Origin of the sequence: Protofrankia sp. Cj5 (assembly GCF_917627405.1) — a bacterium.
In the GTDB taxonomy this organism is placed as follows: Bacteria; Actinomycetota; Actinomycetes; order Frankiales; family Frankiaceae; genus Protofrankia.
On the sequence record NZ_CAKJTO010000023.1, the window covers coordinates 1 to 17,172 of the forward strand.

16 protein-coding genes and 1 tRNA gene are annotated in these 17,172 nt (G+C 68.0%); 13 read left to right on the top strand and 4 right to left on the bottom strand.

Annotated elements, in window-relative coordinates:
- Positions 1-98 precede the first annotated feature (98 nt).
- Positions 99-437 (bottom strand): DUF1778 domain-containing protein, encoded by a 339-nt coding sequence (locus MJ777_RS07345; RefSeq protein WP_239308638.1) that lies wholly within the window; start codon positions 435-437, stop codon positions 99-101.
- Positions 438-591: 154 nt separating this feature from the next.
- Between MJ777_RS07345 and MJ777_RS07350 the strand changes: the two genes are divergently transcribed.
- Both MJ777_RS07350 and MJ777_RS07355 read left to right on the top strand, forming a co-directional pair.
- Complete coding sequence (locus MJ777_RS07350; protein ID WP_239308639.1) at positions 592-846, top strand: type II toxin-antitoxin system Phd/YefM family antitoxin; 255 nt, start codon at positions 592-594, stop codon at positions 844-846.
- Positions 831-1,238 carry a PIN domain-containing protein gene (locus tag MJ777_RS07355; RefSeq protein ID WP_239308640.1) on the top strand — a complete coding sequence of 136 codons (408 nt, stop codon included), beginning with the start codon at positions 831-833 and terminating at the stop codon, positions 1,236-1,238. The genes MJ777_RS07350 and MJ777_RS07355 overlap by 16 nt, the downstream gene beginning before the upstream one ends.
- 1,070 nt (positions 1,239-2,308) lie before the next feature.
- On the opposite strand, the gene MJ777_RS07360 is transcribed toward MJ777_RS07355, so the two are convergent.
- Both MJ777_RS07360 and MJ777_RS07365 read right to left on the bottom strand, forming a co-directional pair.
- Positions 2,309-2,881, bottom strand: a complete 573-nt coding sequence (locus MJ777_RS07360) for a DUF6036 family nucleotidyltransferase (protein WP_239374440.1) — start codon at positions 2,879-2,881, stop codon at positions 2,309-2,311.
- A complete protein-coding gene (locus MJ777_RS07365; RefSeq protein WP_239308642.1) occupies positions 2,878-3,465 on the bottom strand; it encodes a helix-turn-helix transcriptional regulator in 588 nt (195 codons plus the stop codon). The genes MJ777_RS07360 and MJ777_RS07365 overlap by 4 nt, the downstream gene beginning before the upstream one ends.
- A gap of 517 nt (positions 3,466-3,982) precedes the next feature.
- Here MJ777_RS07365 and MJ777_RS07370 point away from each other — a divergent pair.
- Entirely contained in the window at positions 3,983-4,741 is a 759-nt protein-coding gene (locus tag MJ777_RS07370; RefSeq protein ID WP_370651438.1) for a replication initiator, read from the top strand.
- A gap of 119 nt (positions 4,742-4,860) precedes the next feature.
- Here MJ777_RS07370 and MJ777_RS07375 read toward each other — a convergent pair.
- Positions 4,861-4,932 (bottom strand) — tRNA-Arg (locus MJ777_RS07375).
- A gap of 73 nt (positions 4,933-5,005) precedes the next feature.
- Between MJ777_RS07375 and MJ777_RS07380 the strand changes: the two genes are divergently transcribed.
- The 10 genes from MJ777_RS07380 (at position 5,006) to prmC (ending at position 17,121) form a co-directional block, all read left to right on the top strand.
- Positions 5,006-5,395 carry a response regulator transcription factor gene (locus MJ777_RS07380; protein WP_255724007.1) on the top strand — a complete coding sequence of 130 codons (390 nt, stop codon included), beginning with the start codon at positions 5,006-5,008 and terminating at the stop codon, positions 5,393-5,395.
- A gap of 112 nt (positions 5,396-5,507) precedes the next feature.
- A complete protein-coding gene (locus MJ777_RS07385) occupies positions 5,508-6,686 on the top strand; it encodes a DALR anticodon-binding domain-containing protein (RefSeq protein ID WP_239374443.1) in 1,179 nt (392 codons plus the stop codon).
- Positions 6,687-6,771: 85 nt separating this feature from the next.
- Positions 6,772-8,196, top strand: coding sequence for a diaminopimelate decarboxylase (lysA, locus tag MJ777_RS07390; RefSeq protein ID WP_370651439.1), 1,425 nt, complete (start codon positions 6,772-6,774; stop codon positions 8,194-8,196).
- A gap of 38 nt (positions 8,197-8,234) precedes the next feature.
- Complete coding sequence (locus tag MJ777_RS07395) at positions 8,235-9,518, top strand: homoserine dehydrogenase (protein ID WP_239308646.1); 1,284 nt, start codon at positions 8,235-8,237, stop codon at positions 9,516-9,518.
- Between the two features lie 47 nt (positions 9,519-9,565).
- The gene (thrC, locus tag MJ777_RS07400) at positions 9,566-10,678 is read left to right on the top strand and encodes a threonine synthase (RefSeq protein WP_370651440.1); all 1,113 of its coding nucleotides are present in this window, start codon (positions 9,566-9,568) and stop codon (positions 10,676-10,678) included.
- Positions 10,675-11,721 (top strand): homoserine kinase, encoded by a 1,047-nt coding sequence (locus MJ777_RS07405; protein WP_239308647.1) that lies wholly within the window; start codon positions 10,675-10,677, stop codon positions 11,719-11,721. The genes thrC and MJ777_RS07405 overlap by 4 nt, the downstream gene beginning before the upstream one ends.
- A gap of 479 nt (positions 11,722-12,200) precedes the next feature.
- Positions 12,201-14,453 carry a transcription termination factor Rho gene (gene rho / locus MJ777_RS07410; RefSeq protein ID WP_239374446.1) on the top strand — a complete coding sequence of 751 codons (2,253 nt, stop codon included), beginning with the start codon at positions 12,201-12,203 and terminating at the stop codon, positions 14,451-14,453.
- Between the two features lie 155 nt (positions 14,454-14,608).
- Positions 14,609-14,848: a 50S ribosomal protein L31 gene (gene rpmE, locus MJ777_RS07415; RefSeq protein WP_239332952.1), complete on the top strand. Its 240-nt coding sequence runs from the start codon at positions 14,609-14,611 to the stop codon at positions 14,846-14,848.
- 249 nt (positions 14,849-15,097) lie between these two features.
- Positions 15,098-16,168 carry a peptide chain release factor 1 gene (prfA, locus tag MJ777_RS07420; RefSeq protein ID WP_239311496.1) on the top strand — a complete coding sequence of 357 codons (1,071 nt, stop codon included), beginning with the start codon at positions 15,098-15,100 and terminating at the stop codon, positions 16,166-16,168.
- Positions 16,165-17,121 (top strand): peptide chain release factor N(5)-glutamine methyltransferase, encoded by a 957-nt coding sequence (gene prmC / locus MJ777_RS07425; protein WP_239311498.1) that lies wholly within the window; start codon positions 16,165-16,167, stop codon positions 17,119-17,121. The genes prfA and prmC overlap by 4 nt, the downstream gene beginning before the upstream one ends.
- The last annotated feature ends 51 nt before the right edge of the window (positions 17,122-17,172 follow it).

A 17,172-nucleotide genomic window follows, 5' to 3' on the forward strand; every position in this document is an offset into this window, starting at 1 on the left:
CGCGCGTCGGCGCAGCCAGTCGTCGAGCGAGAGCTCGCCGCTGTCGAAGGCCGACAGGTCGTCGGAGGCGATGATCGGCCGGGGGGCCGAGTAGCTGCTCACTCAAAGAGCGATTCTTCGGCGAACAGGCGCTCCAGCCGCGGCTTGCGGGTCACCGGACGATCGAGGACGGTGAGGAATTCCGCCCACGCCTCGTTACCCAGGGTGAACAGGCGCTGGTCAGCCAGGACGTCCTTGGCTCTGGCCACGGCGGCGTTCACGGTGAACTCGGTGACGGTGGAGCCTTCGGCCTCGGCAGCCGCGCGGATCAGCGCGTCCTGTTCCTCGGGTAGGCGGACGGCGATGCGGGAGCTCTTGACCATCGTCATGCTTCGAGTGTGCGCCTGGTAGGCGTACGGGTCATCCGTCCGCCGCCGTTCGCTGACATCCGCCCACATCCGCAGCCGTTGCTACACCGGTTGCTACAGTGCGGCGCATGTGATCAGAGCGCTGCTCTGGGTCGCTGGTCGCTGTCCATGGAGGGGCTTCCATGGAAATATGGTAGTTATGTATACGCAAAGTAAATCTGATAGTGTGTAACGCATGAAGAGCATGACGGCCACTCAGGCGGCCCGCAACTTCGCCAGTGTGCTCGACGCGGTCGAGCACGGACAAGTTGTGGTGATCACGCGGGATGGCGTCACGGTCGGCCGGTTCGTCCCCGAACGGCGCACCACGGCCGACCGGCTCAAAGACGCGCTGCGGGAGCACGCGCCGGACCCCGCTTTTGCCGACGATCTTGAGGCTGTGCGGGCCGACGTGCGGGCCTCCTTCACCGATCAGGTCCGCACGTGGCCAGACGTGTGATTCTCGATACCGGGGTCATCATCGCGTTCGAGCGAGGCACGCTCGACATTGATGCGGTCCTGGGGGCGGACGACGCGGCGATCGCCTCGATCACCGCAATGGAGCTCCTCGTGGGCGTTGAGCGCGCGACCGAGGCCCACAAGCAGCGTCGTGCACTGCATGTAGAGGCAGTGCTTGCCAGCGTGCCGGTTGTGGACTACACGCTCGACGTCGCTCGGGCACACGCCCGACTCGCTGTCCACGCCATGCACCGCGGCAGGCCGCGGCCAGCGCATGACATGATCATTGTTGCCACGGCTGTGGCCGAGGGACGCATACTGCTGACGACCGATGCGTCCGCCGACTTCACCGGGCTGGCGGGCGTGAACGCCGAGGTGCTCAGCATGACCTGACACGCAGGTCATGTGTGCGGGTGAGTGGTGAGTTCGTCGGGGAGGCATCAGCCTCGGTGTCCGCCGGTTGCTGTCCTTTCGCGCCGCAGGCGCGTCAGCGCCGAGAAGCGGAAACGGCGCGACAGCCCGGCGGCATGCCATGACGATCGGGTGCCGACCCGCGGATTAAGAGGCTCCGGCAATAGGGCGTTCGATCAGGGAGCGGCGTCCGGGCGGATGGATCGCGAGGCGGCGGAGGGAGGCGCCCTGTGTTGGGCGTCGACCGACAACAACGATGCGAGGCGCCGACCGGGCGGCGCGAGCCGGACAGCCCTATTGCCGGAGCCTCTAAGCCGAAGTTGCGTGATCTTGATTGGATCTGACGGCATCTACCTGCAGATTTTGCTTCCGTTGGGCAAACTGTAGCCAGTATTCTTATGATTTTTTCGTGTGGCCATCGAGTGTCGGCTGCACGTGAGATCCCGGGCCGGTGTGCTCGTCGCCGGACATACTTGCAAAGCTGTGACCTGCGGAAACGTCGTGCACCACCGCACTATCAGTGTCTATTTCGCTCGGCAGAGTGATGTGTAGCCAGTAGGTGAATCCTTGATCAGAACAAATGTCCAGGTCACCGGCCTACGGTGCGCTCATGATCACGTAACTTCGGATTAAGAGAGCAAGGCAGACCGTTCGCCGACGTACGTGGACGTCCGGTGACCTGTGGTGCGCGTTCGCCAGCCTCCGTGCCTGTCCACCGACGTCCGCCGACTCGGGTACACCGTTGGACCGTGGTGCGGATGCCGTGCCGTCGTGAAGCGGTTTTCAAGACCATCTTGGCTATCCGGGGATCATGCCGTTCACCTGAACGTTCGCCCCCATGGGACCACGACCGTGTACAACGTCTCCACATATTCCCCACAGACACTCACCTGACCCGGGTGTTCGCGCCTGTCCGCTCACGCTGCCGTCAGCGTTCGCTGTCGCTAGAAAACAGGTAACGAGGGGCGGGAGGGTAGACCCCGCACGATCGGTGAGACTCACAAGACCTACCCAATCCGCGACCGCCGTGCCATCACCGGCTGGCTGTTGGCCTACTGGGCGTGCGCAAGGAGCTGGACCGCGCGTTCGGCCAGCAACCGGACCTCGGTCTGGACGTCCGTCCCGTCGATGATGAACTCGAAGATGCCCGGATCTGTGTAGTAGCGGTAGATCAACATCTCGAAATCCTCCGCCGTCGCATGGGTCATTCCTGTACGCGCGGCGAGCTCCAGGATGTCTCGCGAGTCCTTGCGACGCTGAGCGACCAGTTTCGTGGCGAGGAGGAACTCGTCCGAGGCGTATGTGACGCGAAGCCCTGGCCCGGCTACCGGCGCCGGCGCGTCTTCGGGCACTGGTGGCATCCACATGCTCGCGCGGGTGTTGAGCCAGTTCCGCGGAAGGCCGATCTCGGCAGCCAGCGCGCGAGCCTCGTCCATGACGATTTCATCGCGGGTGATCGCGTCGATGTCCTCTGTCTGTCGCAGGTACTTGCTCGAGCCGACGGCGATAGCGGCACCACCTACGATGAAGACCGATGCAGACGCGCCTCGCGAGCGGAGGCGCTCGTCGAGCTTGGCGAGCAGAGCGGTTATCTCGTCTGCCGTGAACTCGTAGCCTTCGGTCACGCGGTGACCAGGTCGCGGGCGGGGACGAAGACGTTGAGTTCCTTCAGGAACTCCGGGGTTTTGGCGATGACCTGTTCGCGAGTGAGAAACGGATGATCGGGAATCCACGGCTCGGGCAGGCACCTGGGCTCGCACCACGCGGGTGGTTCGACACCGACCTGGTCGAACTCGCGGCGTGTCAAAACGGCCAGCAGGGTGTCGAAACCGGCGCTCCCCGTCGACGGCGGGGCCGCCTCCCATGCGCAGACCGTGTCACCACCATCCTCGAGGAGCATGCGCAGGTGGTCGCGGCCCTGAAGAAGCATCCGCCATGCCCAGTCCTCGTCGTCGGTGTCGCGGATGATCTTAGCGGTGACCGGCGCGGACATTACCCGCGCACGACGTGTGGCGGCGAGGCCCTGGGCTATGCGCTGTGCGCGGAAACAGAACGCGGCGGTCGGCTTCGTCCTGCCGGAGCGGTAGGTGGAGAACCGGGAAGGCGAGGTCCCGAGCGCGGCGGCGAACTCGGCCTGGGTCAGGCCGCTGTCGGCAAGGGCACGGTCCAGCCAGGCCGTGACCTTGCGCGTGTCCCGATCGAGCTTCACGTGGCACCTCCCTGCTCCGAATTATCTCATCAGGCAACCAGGGTGGACGTCTGTCAAGCCGAGAGTGGACGTCTGCCGGCTCGGCTGTCAGTTTGGCTGTCAGTTTGGCTGTCAGGCGGGATCCAGAGGTAAAAATGATCTAGAGTCCCGTAGCTGTGATCGGTTGCGTGGCTCTGGCTTGCGGAGATGCGGCGCGCTTGGAGGGACTCGAACCCCCAACCTCTTGATCCGTAGTCCTCAGCGATACGTCCATGGATGTCCACCGATATCCATCAGGGCAGGTCATGGCTTCGGGAACGTCCACCGGCGTCCGCCCCCGTTGCAGTACACATGCAGTACGGTGCCTGTCTGGCTGCCTGTGACGGAACGTGAGGAATCCGATCAAAGGTCGGGTCCGCCTGCTCGACGAGAGCCTGGGGCCGTGCTGGTCCTGGGAGGGTGAGCGCGAGCTGTAGTCGGGCAAGCACACGACCATCGGACAGTGCTGCGTCAGGTGGCGGCTGCAACATATCACCAGGTGTGGTGGCCAGCCTGCGACCAGCCGATGTATACGATCGCTGGCCGGTTGCCCGAGTGGGACGAGCGCCAGGGCGGCTATGTCGATCCGGCCACGGCCGAACCGCTGCCGACGTGGGATGAGGCGTTGGAGGCAATCGGGGACGATGACCCGCCGTCGCACGTCGTCCGTTTCGGGCCTCAGCTGCGCGCCGACGGCGTGACGGCGAACTCGGCGCAGGTTGGCCGAATGATCGGTTATCTCACCAAGTACCTGACAAAGGCGCTGGACGTCTGCCACGAGGTGACCACCGACGCCCAGCGTCGCCACGTCGATCGACTCGCTGAGGCGCTGCGGTTCGAGGCGTGTGCGCCGACCTGCGCGAACTGGCTACGCTACGGCATCCAACCACGCAACCCCCGGCCCAGACTGACGCCAGGCTACTGCAAGGGCAAGGCCCACAGGCAAGCCACACTCGGGTTCGGAGGGCGCCGGGTTCTTGTCTCTCGTCGGTGGTCGGGAAAGTCGCTCAGCGACCACCGTGTCGACCGGCGAGAGTGGATCGCGGCTCAGCTCGCCGTGCTCGGCCGGACCATGCCTGACCCGTCCCGGTTGATCTGGCTGCCCGCCCATCCCGGTGATCCCGGCGTCCCGCGCCGCGAATACCTGATCATGCGGGGGATAGCGGACCGGATCCGGTGGCGGGCCGAACTCCAGACGGCGGCGAACGCTCCTCCCGATGTCGGACCATCATCACCAGCGATCGTCCCGGCGGCCTGACTGGCCAGCCGCCCGACACATCCGACATGTACCCACCTGTGTGGGTAAACCGTGGCCAAGATCTGGAATGGGCAGACCACAGCGGCTACGATTAGCCCCATGACCAGGACATACCTGGGTGCCCCCGGCAGGATTCGAACCTGCGCACCCGCCTCCGGAGGGCGGTGCTCTATCCCCTGAGCTACGGGGGCTTCAGGGCAAGCGGGTATACCGTACCAGGACCGCGACGGTGGCCGTGTAGACGGGTCGCCGTAAGCTCCCGATGTGTATTGCGCCCCCCCACGTGTCCTCGTTGTCGATGATGACGCGGTGATCCGTCAGCTCGTGGTGGTCAACCTTGAGCTGGAGGGCTTCGAGGTGCACACCGCGATCGACGGGCTGGACTGCCTCGAGCGGGTGCGGGACATCGCGCCACAGGTGATCACATTGGATGTCATGATGCCTCACCTGGACGGCTGGGACGTGATCGCTCGGCTGCGCGACGACCCTGAGACAGCGGACATCCGGGTGATCCTGCTGTCCGCCCGTGCCCAGGCCGCCGATCTCAGGCGCGGGAAGCGTCTTGGCGTCGACTACTACCTCACGAAGCCGTTCGACCCGGATGAGCTGATCGGGGTTGTGCGCAGGCTGGCCGGCCACGGCCAGACCGTCTGACACGCGGGCCGCTGGAGCGCGGGCTGCCTGCCGTCGACAGCGTGATGATCGGTGGCGATCGGTTCCGCTGTCCCGTGCCACTACCGCCGCCCACCGCCGATAACATCACGCCATGACTCCCGACGGCCTCGCGGAAGTTCTGCGGGCCATCATCGGGCAGCTGGTCGCGGACGGCGCGCTTGATGTGGTGATCCCCACGGTGGTGCCGGTCGAGCGCCTCAGATTTTTTGATCGTGGTGATTACGCCACGCCGATCGCGCTGCGCCTCGCCCGCTCGGCCCGGCGATCACCGCGCGAGGTCGCCGAGGCGGTCGCGGGCCGGTTGCGCCAGGATCAGGCGGTGGCCGCGGTGGCGGTGGCCGGTCCCGGTTTCCTCAACATCCGGCTGGCTGGCGGGGCTCTCGGCGAGATCGCACGTACGGTCGTGCGCGCGGGCGGCAGTTACGGATGCGGCCCGGCTGTGAAGGGCTGGCGCGGTCCGCCCGAGGCCTGCGCCACCCGGGCGAACGCCGAGACCGGGTACGCACACCCGGCCGGCCCGGTCACCCTTGCCGCCGCGCGCCGAGCAGCCGTGGCGGACGCATCGGCTCGGCTGCTCGACGCGGCCGGCGGTCAGGGCGGCGGTCTTGCCGGGATCGGTGCGGTCACCGCGGCGGCGGGCGAGGCTCAGCCGGGGCGGCCTGGCGGCGTCCGTCGTGACCGCGGGCCCATCGGGCAGCGGGTGACGCTGACCCGCGGCGGTGCGCCGGTGCGGACGCTGGCATGGGCCGGGGGACCGCCCCTGATCGATGATCTGGTGGATGCCGTCGGCGCCGACGCCGCCCGTTACTGGCTCGTCCGTGTTCCGCTGGACAGCGCCCTCGTGCTCGACTTGGACGTCATCGCCGGCCAGACGGATGACAACCCGTTTTTCTGTGTCCAGCACGCCCATGCCCGGATCCGCGCGCTGCTGCGCAGTGCCGGAGAGCTGGGACTGTCCCTGGATGCGGAGGGCGCCGATGTGCTGTTGCTGACCCATCCGCGCGAAGGCGACCTGCTGCGGGCGTTGGGTGAGCTGCCGAGGGTCGTGCGGACCGCGGCCGATCGCCGGGCGCCGTACCGGGTGGCGCGTTACCTCGAGGAACTCGCCGGCACGTACCGCCGTTTTCACGGCGTCTGCCGGGTACTGCCGCAGGGGGACGAGCGGGCGGGTGCGCTGGGCGGAGCGCGGCTGCTCCTGGCTGAGGCGACCAGGACCGTGCTTGCGAGTGGCCTGCGGCTGCTGGGAGTGCCGGCCCTGACGAGGATGTGACTGTTCGTGCGCGGCGCGGATACGCGTGATGAGGATGTGACTGTTTGTGCGTGATGTGATCTATCTCGCCCAGCATCAGACGCAGCTGGAGGAAGGGCTGTGGCCGGCGTCCGCCGTTCTGGACACGGACGGTGTGCTGCGGGTCGGCGGGCTGCGGGTTGACGCGCTCGCCGCCGAGTTCGCCACGCCCGCCTACATCCTGGACACGGAGGACTTCCGGGCGCGTTGCCGGGCGTGGCGCTCCGCTTTCGCAGACGGGGACGTCTACTACGCGGGCAAGGCGTTGCTGTCGCGTTCCATCGCCCGATGGGTGCTCGCCGAAGGGCTCTCGCTGGATGTCTGCACAGGTGGTGAGCTGGGCATCGCGGAAGCGGTGGGCTTTCCGCCCGAGCGGCTGCTCTTCCACGGCAACAACAAGTCCACCGCTGAGCTGCGGCGGGCGGTCGCCTACGGCGTAGGGCGGATCGTCGTCGACTCGTTCGTGGAGATCTCTCGGCTGGCGGCGGTGGCCGCGCGGGCCGGCGTGCGCCAGCGGGTGTTCGTCCGGGTCACACCCGGAGTGGAGGCTCACACCCACCACTACGTGGCCACCGGGCAGGAGGACCAGAAGTTCGGCTTCTCCCTGGCCAGCGGTGCCGCGGCCGAGGCGATCAGTCAGGTGCTGGCCGCGCCCGAGCACCTTGAGCTCGTCGGGACCCACGCGCACATCGGCTCGCAGATTTTCGACACCGCCGGTTTCGGGCTGGCCGCCCATCGGATGGTGGGGCTGCTGGCCGCCGTTCGCGATGCCCACGGGGCCGAACTGCCTGAGCTCGATCTCGGCGGTGGCCTGGGGATCGCCTACACCGGCGAGGACGCGCCACTGGAGGTCGCGGAAGTCGCGGACCGGCTCCGCGCGATCGTCGGCAAGGAGTGCGCCGCGGCCGGACTCGCCGTCCCGCGGCTGGCGGTCGAACCGGGCCGGGCCATCAGTGGCCCGACCGCGATCACGCTGTACGAGGTCGGGACGGTCAAGGAACTGCCGGGGCTGCGTACCTATGTCAGCGTCGACGGCGGGATGAGCGACAACATCCGTACCGCGCTGTATGATGCACGCTACACGGCCCGCCTTGTCTCTCGGCGCAGCATGGCTGCACCCCGCGTGGTGACGCTGGTGGGCAAGCATTGCGAGTCCGGCGACGTCATCGCCCACGATGTGGCGCTGCCTGCCGACATCCGGCCTGGCGATCTTGTCGCTGTGCCGGCGAGCGGGGCGTACCACCGGTCCATGGCAAGCAACTACAACCATGTTCCGCGGCCACCTGTTGTCGCGGTCGGCGCCGGCCGGGCTCGCATGATCGTCCGCAGGGAGACCGAGATGGACATGCTGCGTCTTGACATCGACGAAGCGGGCATCCCCGAGCCCGACCCCGAGATCGACGGGGTCGAGCGCGGGGATGCCCGGACCGGCGTCGGTGTGGCTGTCCGGGGCGGCGCGCGTCCGGGCGACGGCGGGGCGAACGCACGATGAGGAATCCATGACGAGAACCACATGGTGAGGAACGCGGGATGAGGATTGCCCTGCTCGGGTGCGGTGTGGTCGGGGGTGAGGTCGTCCGGCTCCTGCACACCCACGCCGAGGACCTCGCCGCTCGGGTGGGCGCGCCCCTGGACCTCGCCGGTATCGCGGTCCGCCGCCTGTCGGTGGTCCGCGACCTGCCGGTCGATCCAAGGATCTTCACCACGGATGCGGAAGGGCTCGCGACCCGGGAGGACATCGACATTGTCGTCGAGGTGGTGGGCGGCATCGAGCCGGCCCGCACCTGGCTGCACGCGGCGCTCGGCGCGGGAAAATCGGTGGTGACCGCGAACAAGGCGCTGCTGGCCACCCACGGTGCCGCGCTGTACGGCGCGGCGGCCGAACACGGCGTGGACCTCTACGACGAGGCCGCGGTCGCCGGTGCGATCCCGCTGCTGCGCCCGCTGCGGGAGAGCCTCGCCGGTGATCGCGTCCGACGGGTGCTCGGCATCGTCAACGGCACCACCAACTTCATCCTCACCCGGATGGACGAAACCGGTGCCGGGTTTGCCGAGGCGCTCGACGAGGCGACCACCCTCGGATATGCGGAGGCCGACCCGAGCGCGGACATCGATGGATTCGACGCCGCCGCCAAGGCCTCGATCCTTGCGCAGCTCGCCTTTCATACCCGGGTCACGCTGGCCGACGTCTATCGGGAGGGCATCGGCGGCGTCACCGCCGCGGACATCGCCAGCGCCCGCGCGATGGGGTGCACGGTCAAGGCGCTGGCCATTGCCGAACGGTCACCGCAGACGCCGGGCGTGAGTGTGCGGGTGCATCCGGCGATGATTCCCCGTTCCCATCCGCTCGCCGGAGTCCGGGAGGCGTTCAACGCCGTGTTCGTCGAGGCGGATGCGGCTGGGCAACTGATGTTCTACGGTCGCGGGGCGGGCGGTTCACCGACCGCCTCCGCGGTGTTGGGCGATCTGGTGGCGGTGGCGCGCAACCGGCTGGCCGGCCGCCGGGGTCCGGGCGAGTCGGCCTACGCCGAGCTGCCTGTGCTGCCAATAGGCGCCACCGTGACCCGTTACCACATCAACCTGGATGTGACGGACAAGACCGGAGTGCTCGCCTCGGTCGCCGCCGCATTCGCCCATCGGGACGTTTCCATACAGAGTGTCCGCCAAGACGGCCATGGCGACGACGCGAGTCTTGTTCTGATCACGCACAGCGCCAGTGACGCGGCACTGTCCGCGACAGTCGAGGAGCTGCGGGAACTGGACGTCGTCCGGGCGGTCGCGGGTGTGATGCGGGTAGAGGGAGGTGAGCTGTGACGACATCGCCAGTGGCGGCATCGCAGCCGCAGCCGCGGATGACGGGCATGCCCGCGGCCGCGGCCGCGGCTGGAGGAGCTCCGGGCTCGGTCAACCGCAGCCGGCGGGTGTGGCGCGGCGTGATCGAGGAATATCGGGACCGCCTGCCGGTCTCCGCGGACACCCCGGTGGTGACCCTCCGGGAAGGCGGAACCCCGCTGCTGCCGGCGGAGCATCTCTCCGCGGTGACCGGGTGTGAGGTCCATCTCAAGGTCGAGGGTTCCAATCCGACCGGCTCGTTCAAAGACCGTGGGATGACCATGGCGATCAGCCGCGCGGTCGAGGCGGGCTCGCAGGCGGTGATCTGCGCGTCGACCGGTAACACCAGCGCGAGCGCCGCCGCGTACGCGGCTCGTGCCGGGCTGACCTGCGCCGTGCTCGTACCCAGCGGAAAGATCGCGTTAGGGAAGCTGGCGCAGGCGCTGGTGCATGGGGCACGGCTCCTGCAACTTGACGGCTCCTTCGACGACTGCCTGCGGGTCGCCAGGGACCTTGCCGAAACCTTTCCGGTCACCCTCGTCAATTCGGTCAACCCGTTCCGCCTGGAAGGGCAGAAGACCGCTGCCTTCGAGATCGTCGAGGATCTGGGCGCGGCGCCCGATGCCCACTGCCTGCCGGTCGGGAACGCCGGGAACATCACCGCTTACTGGCGCGGCTATGTCGAGGACGACACACTCCACGGTTCCGGCCGGCCCCGCATGCATGGTTTCCAGGCGGCCGGCGCCGCGCCCATCGTGCGTGGCAGTGTGGTCACCACACCGCAGACGATCGCTACCGCGATCCGGATCGGCAACCCCGCGTCATGGGCTTTCGCGCTGGATGCCCGGGATGCCTCGGGTGGCGCCATCGACGCGGTCGACGACCGTCAGATCCTCTCGGCCTACCGGCTGCTCGCGCACAAGGAAGGCGTGTTCGTCGAACCGTCCAGCGCGGCGAGCGTGGCGGGGCTTCTCCAGGCGCGTGCCGCCGGCCTCATCCAGGCCGGCGAACGGGTCGTGTGCACGGTGACCGGCAACGGGCTCAAGGACCCGGACTGGGCGATCAGCGGAGCGGCCAAGCCGGTGACCATACCGGCGACGGCTGCCGCCGCGGCCGTGGCTCTTGATCTGCGGCGGTCATGAGCCGTGCGCCCCGGGCTCCGGTGCCGGCCAGAGTCAGCGTGCGGGTGCCGGCGACCAGCGCGAACCTTGGGCCGGGTTTTGACGCCTGTGGGCTTGCGCTGGGCCTTTACGACGATCTGACGGTCGTTGTGACGGAGTCGGGCCTGTCGATTGACGTGACCGGCGAGGACGATGGCACCAGAGACGAGAGCCACTTGGTCGCGCGCGCGTTGCGGGCTGGGCTGGACGCGCTCGGCCTCGGGCCGACCGGGCTGAGCCTGACCTGTATCAACCGCATCCCGCATGGCCGTGGACTCGGTTCGTCGGCCGCGGCCATCGTGGCGGGCCTCCTTGCCGCGAGCGCGTTGGGCGGGGGTCATCTGAGCACCGCGGACGTCTTCGCGCTCGCCTGTCAGATCGAGGGTCATCCGGACAACATCGCCCCTGTCCTCTACGGTGGATTCACCGTGGCTTGGTACGATAATGGCGGTCGCCCGCAGGCAGTTCGAATCGATCCGCCAGATGATCTACAGCCTGTAGTCTTCATTCCCGCCCACCGCCAGTTGACATCTGTGGCGCGGGCGGTATTGCCGGCTAACGTGCCGCATGTCGACGCCGCGGTTAATGCGGGGCGTGCGGCTTTGTTAGCAGTGGCGATGTCAGGAACCCTGTCTCCGGAGACGTTGCCTGCACAGACGTTGGGGATCCAGGCTGGCGGTCAGGAGTGGGCAGGCCGGCCTGGCGAGAGCCATCTTCCTGGCGGTCAGCCCGGCGCCAGCCGGTTGGGTACAGCGTCCTGGCTGGACGCGTTGGTGGCGGCTACCGACGACCGGCTGCACCAGCCTTACCGCCTGCCGTCCATGCCTGAGACCCGCGATCTGCTCGGACGGCTGCGAGCGGCGGGCCTGGCGGCCGTGCTGTCGGGTTCTGGACCGACGGTGCTGGCGCTGGCCGTGGGGGCGGAGCAGGCCGAGGCTGCCCGCGCATGTGGCGGGGACAGCTTCACCGTGTTCAATCTGCCTGTGGACAGGAACGGAGCACGGGTCGAGCTCGTCGCGGGCTGACGCCGTCGGTTCGGGTTCCACCCGGCCCGGTGTCCGAAACCCCCATCCGCACCGCGGGCCAGATCCTCGTTGAGGGCGACATCCAGCCGAAATGGTCGCGGCTCGGGTTGGAAACGGAGGACTCCGAAGCAATGCCCCTCGAAGGTTGTTGCCCAGATGACTCCGTCTGGATAGTCTGATGACTGCACTCGCTGCCGCCGCGGCGCGTGCTCGCCCGCCGGTGCTACCGGTTCATCGTAGCCGGATCATGGTGCCGGAACTTGGTGCCTCAGCCTCGTCATCGAAGCCTCGGCCAGCACCGACAAGTCCTCAGCGGGATTGACGAGTTCGCACGCGGCGCTCAGCCGTTAGCGCCGTCCACGGGCGCTCTGCTTGCCTACCTGGCGCTGAACATCGTTTCCACATGGGATGCCCGGGCGAAGAAGGTCAACAAGCGTCACCCGGCTCCCTTGAGCCGGTCCCTTCAGGGAAGGAACATCTTGAGCGACACCACCGACGTGCTGCCTGACAGCGCACGTGAGTCCGCGGAGCCCCAGACACCGACGTCGTCCGTGGACGCTGGTTCTCCGCGACGCCGGCGGTCAGGCACCGGCCTTTCAGCCATGCTCCTGCCGGAGCTGCAGGCCATGGCAAGTTCGTTGGGTATTCAGGGCGTGGGACGCCTGCGAAAGGGGCAGCTCATCGCGGCCATCCAGAACGTTCAGACTCCCGCCGGCGCCGCCGCAGGTGCGGCTGCCACCGCCGCCCGGCCGGCCGCGGCCGCCGCTGAGGCGCAACCGGCCCCGCAGCCGGCCCGGAGTACCTCAACTCCGTCCACAAAGGCAGGGGACGCTGTCAATCCTCCGGTCTCCTCCAATCCTCCGGTCTCCTCCAATCCTCCGCTCTCCGCGCCCTCAACCGAGGCAGCGGCCCCGGCCGAGGGCGCTATGCGTGTCCGGACCCGCCGTGGGGCTTCTCGGGCATCGGGCAGCCCGTCCACAGCCGGTGGTGAGCAGACGACACTGACCGACGCGCTGTCTGGCTCGCGGGAGACCCGTGGTGGGGCGAGCGCGCCCGGTCCGGAGAGCGGATCCGAGAATGTGCGGGCCGCCAGCACGGAAGAAGCCGCGCCGGGTGCCGCGTCGCCGGTGGTCACCACCCCAGCCACAGCGCCGTCCACCACTCCAGCGGAACCGTCGGTGGCCGGCGTGCCCGTCACGTCGGTGGCCGAGCCGGCCAGTGTTCCTCGCGTGTCGGAGAACGGCAGCGGGCGTGGCCGAGACGACAGGCGTGAGCGTCAGCAGGTCGACGGGGAGCGTGCCTCGGTTGACCGTCCCGTCGCCGCTGAGCGCCAGGGGCGCCAGCAGGGCGACCGGGGACGGGGCTCGGCTGATCGCGGCCAAGGCGATCGTGGCCAGGCCGATCGTGGCCAGGCCGATCGTGGCCAGGCTGATCGCGGCCAAGCCGATCGTGGCCAGGCCGATCGTGGCCAGGGCGATCGCGACGACGAATTCGGTGGCGGGAATCGGCGTAACCGCGGCCGGTTCCGGGAGCGGGGCCGTAACCGTGGCCGCCAGGGTGGCGGTTTCAGCGAGTCGGAGCCGATTGTCCGCGAGGACGACGTTCTGGTCCCGGTCGCGGGTATTCTTGACGTTCTCGACAACTACGCGTTTGTGCGCACGAGCGGTTACCTGACGGGCCCGACCGACGTCTATGTGAGCTTGGCCCAGGTTCGCCGCCATGGCCTGCGCCGCGGTGACGCGATCACCGGCGTCGTCCGGGCGCCGCAGGAGGGCGAGCAGCGGCGGGACAAGTACAACGCATTGGTCCGGCTCGACACGGTGAATGGGCTGGAGCCCGACGAGGCGCGAAACCGTCCCGAGTTCACCAAGCTCACCCCGCTCTACCCGCAGGAGCGGCTGCGGTTGGAGACCGAGCCGCAGCTGCTGACCACCCGGGTGATCGACCTGGTGATGCCGCTCGGTAAGGGGCAGCGCGCGCTGATTGTCAGCCCGCCCAAGGCGGGTAAGACGATGGTGCTGCAGGCCATCGCGAACGCGATCACCACGAACAACCCGGAATGCCACCTCATGGTCGTTCTCGTCGATGAACGTCCGGAGGAGGTGACCGACATGCAACGGTCGGTCAAGGGCGAGGTCATCGCCTCGACGTTCGACCGACCGCCGTCGGACCACACCAGCGTCGCCGAACTGTCCATCGAGCGGGCCAAGCGCCTGGTGGAACTGGGTGAGGACGTCGTCGTGCTGCTCGACTCGATCACTCGGCTCGGGCGGGCCTACAACCTGGCCGCACCCGCGTCCGGTCGGATCCTGTCGGGTGGCGTGGACTCCACGGCGCTCTACCCGCCGAAGCGTTTCCTCGGCGCGGCCAGGAACATCGAGAACGGCGGGTCGTTGACGATCATCGCCACGGCCCTGGTGGAGACGGGCTCCACGATGGATACTGTGATCTTCGAGGAGTTCAAGGGGACCGGCAACGCCGAGCTCAAGCTCGATCGCAAGATTGCCGATAAGAGGATCTTCCCCGCGATCGATGTCGACCCCTCCGGAACCCGTAAGGAGGACATCCTGCTTGCGCCGGACGAACTTGTGATCATGCACAAGCTGCGGCGGGTTCTGCACACGTTGGAGTCGCAGCAGGCGCTTGACCTTCTGCTGGAGCGGCTGAAGAAGACGCGGACGAACTACGAGTTCCTGATGCAGATCGCGACTGCCACTCCGGGCCAGGACTGAGAACCCGTTGTGCGGACCCCCTGGGCAGCGTCCACACGGTGCTGTCCCTGGATGGCCGGAAGCTTCTGGCAGACTGGAACGCTGAGACCCGGCACCGGTTCACGTCCTCGCGTCCGCGACAGGGCGACCCGGCGGCCACTTCGGGAAGAAGGATCATGAAGGCTGATATTCATCCGGCGTACCGTGAGACCACGGTTGTCTGCACCTGCGGTTCGACCTTCACCACCCGTAGCACCAAGTCGGACGGCGTGATCAACGCCGAAGTGTGCTCACAGTGCCACCCGTTCTACACTGGCAAGCAGAAGATCCTGGATGTCGGCGGTCGGGTCGAGAAGTTCGAGCGGCGCTTCGGCCGCCGTCGTCCGGGTGACAAGCCTGGGCCTGGGACGAAGTGAGGTAACGCGCCCGCAGCGCCCGTGCCCGGTGTGACAGTGGCGCGGGCGCTGCGTGGCGTCTGTCAGCGGTTTGGGTCCCAGTGGCCCACGGGGCCGCCGCTGGCGCGGGTTAGAGTCATGATCGATGTTTTCATCGGCTCGGCTTAGTGGTCGCCGCTGGAAGTCTTTTGGGGGTCAGGCGGGCCTCCGGCGGCGCGATGAAAAAATGATCATACCGCCGTTGGCTCTCTAGACCAGGAGATTCCCGAAATGACCACTCCACTCGACGGTCTGCTTGCCGAGCACGCCGAGCTGGAGGACCGTCTCGCCGATCCGTCTGTGCACGCTGACCCGATTCTGGCACGCAGCCTCGGCCGCAGGTACGCGGAGCTGGCCCCGGTCGTGGAGACCGCGCGTGAGCTGGACCGGGTCGATGCGGACCTCGCGACCGCCCGGGAGTTCGCCGCCGAGGATGCCTCGTTCCGCGCCGAGGTCGCGGAGCTTGAGGCCACGCACGCGGTGTTGCGGGACCGGCTGCACACCCATCTGGTGCCCACCGATCCCGACGACGCCCGTGATGCGATTATGGAAATCAAGGCGGGCGCGGGCGGTGAGGAGTCGGCGCTGTTCGCTGGCGACCTGCTGCGGATGTACCTGCGCTACGCTGAGCGACGCGGCTGGCGGACCGAGATCCTGGACGCGAATCCCAGCGATCTCGGCGGCTACCGGGACGTGAGCGTGGCGGTGAAGGCTGGCCGGATGACCACCGGCGGCGTGTTCGGGCGGCTGCGGTTCGAGGGCGGTGTCCACCGGGTCCAGCGGGTTCCGGTCACCGAGTCGGCCGGTCGCATCCACACCTCGGCGGCCGGAGTGCTGGTACTTCCCGAAGCTGAGGATGTCGAGGTCGATATCGACCCCAACGAGCTGCGCATCGACGTGTACCGCTCCTCGGGCCCCGGTGGGCAGAGCGTCAACACGACGGACTCGGCAGTGCGTATCACCCATCTTCCCAGCGGTCTGGTGGTGTCCTGCCAGAACGAGAAAAGCCAGTTGCAGAACAAGGAGTCGGCGCTGCGGATCCTGCGCGCACGGCTCCTCGCGGCGGCCCGCGAGCGGGCGCAGGCGGAGGCATCGGCGGCACGGGCCAGCCAGGTTCGCACGGTGGACCGCTCCGAGCGGATCCGTACCTACAACTTCGCGGAGAACCGGATCAGCGATCATCGGGTCGGTTTCAAGGCGCACAATCTCGATCAGGTACTCGACGGTGAGCTTGACGAGGTACTGGACGCTCTTGTCGCGGCGGACCTGGCGGCGAGGCTTTCGGCCGGGGCCGGGTCATGACGTCCGGTGAGCCCAGCGCCGGGCTGGCCGCGCATGTGCTGGACAGCGCGGTCACCACTCTCGCCGCGGCCGGGGTGCCAAGCCCCCGGTCGGACGCTGAACAGCTCGCCGCGTATGTCACCGGCGAGCCCCGGTGGCGGCTGCGGCGGACGACGGCCATCACGCTGGCGGATCAGGACCGGTTTCAGGATCTGGTCGCCCGTCGGGCCGCGCGGGTGCCCCTCCAGCACCTGGTCGGCAGCGTCGGGTTCCGTTATCTCACCCTGGCGGTGGGCCCCGGGGTGTTCATACCCCGGCCGGAGACCGAAGTCGTGGTCGGATGGGCCCTCGACGCGGTTCGAGCGGCTGGCTGGGCGCGGCCGATCTGTGTGGATCTTTGTACTGGTTCCGGCGCGATCGCCCTCGCGCTCGCGGAGGAACTGCCCGGCGCGTGCGTACACGCCGTCGACGTTGATCCGGAAGCCTTGGTGTGGGCAGGTCGCAACATCGTCGATCATGGTTTTGTCGGTACCGACAGCCGGGTGACGCTGCATCGCGCCGATGTCGGGATCGACCCGGCTGGGCATGGCCGCAACGACGGTCGCGAGCCAGCTACGGCGGTTGTCCAGCAGTTGGCAGACCTGGTAGGTCGAGTCGATCTCGTGGTGAGCAACCCGCCGTACCTGTGGGACGACGAACGGGACAAGGTTGATCCCGAGGTCGGCATACATGATCCGCCCGCTGCCCTGTGGGCCGGGCCGGATGGTCTGGCGGGGGTCCGCGCGGTCGTACGGGTGGCGAGTGACCTGCTGCGGGACGGCGGGAAGCTGGTGATCGAACATTCCGACCGCCACGGCTCGGCAGTCCCTGCGCTGCTGCGTGACTCCGGCTGCTGGGAGGATGTCCAGGACCATCTCGACCTGGCGGGGCGGGACCGGTTCGTCTCGGCGTCACGCCGGTCGCGGGAGCGGTAGACGCGCACTGGTGATGTGCTGTGCTGCCGGACTGTGATGAAGGATCGCTGA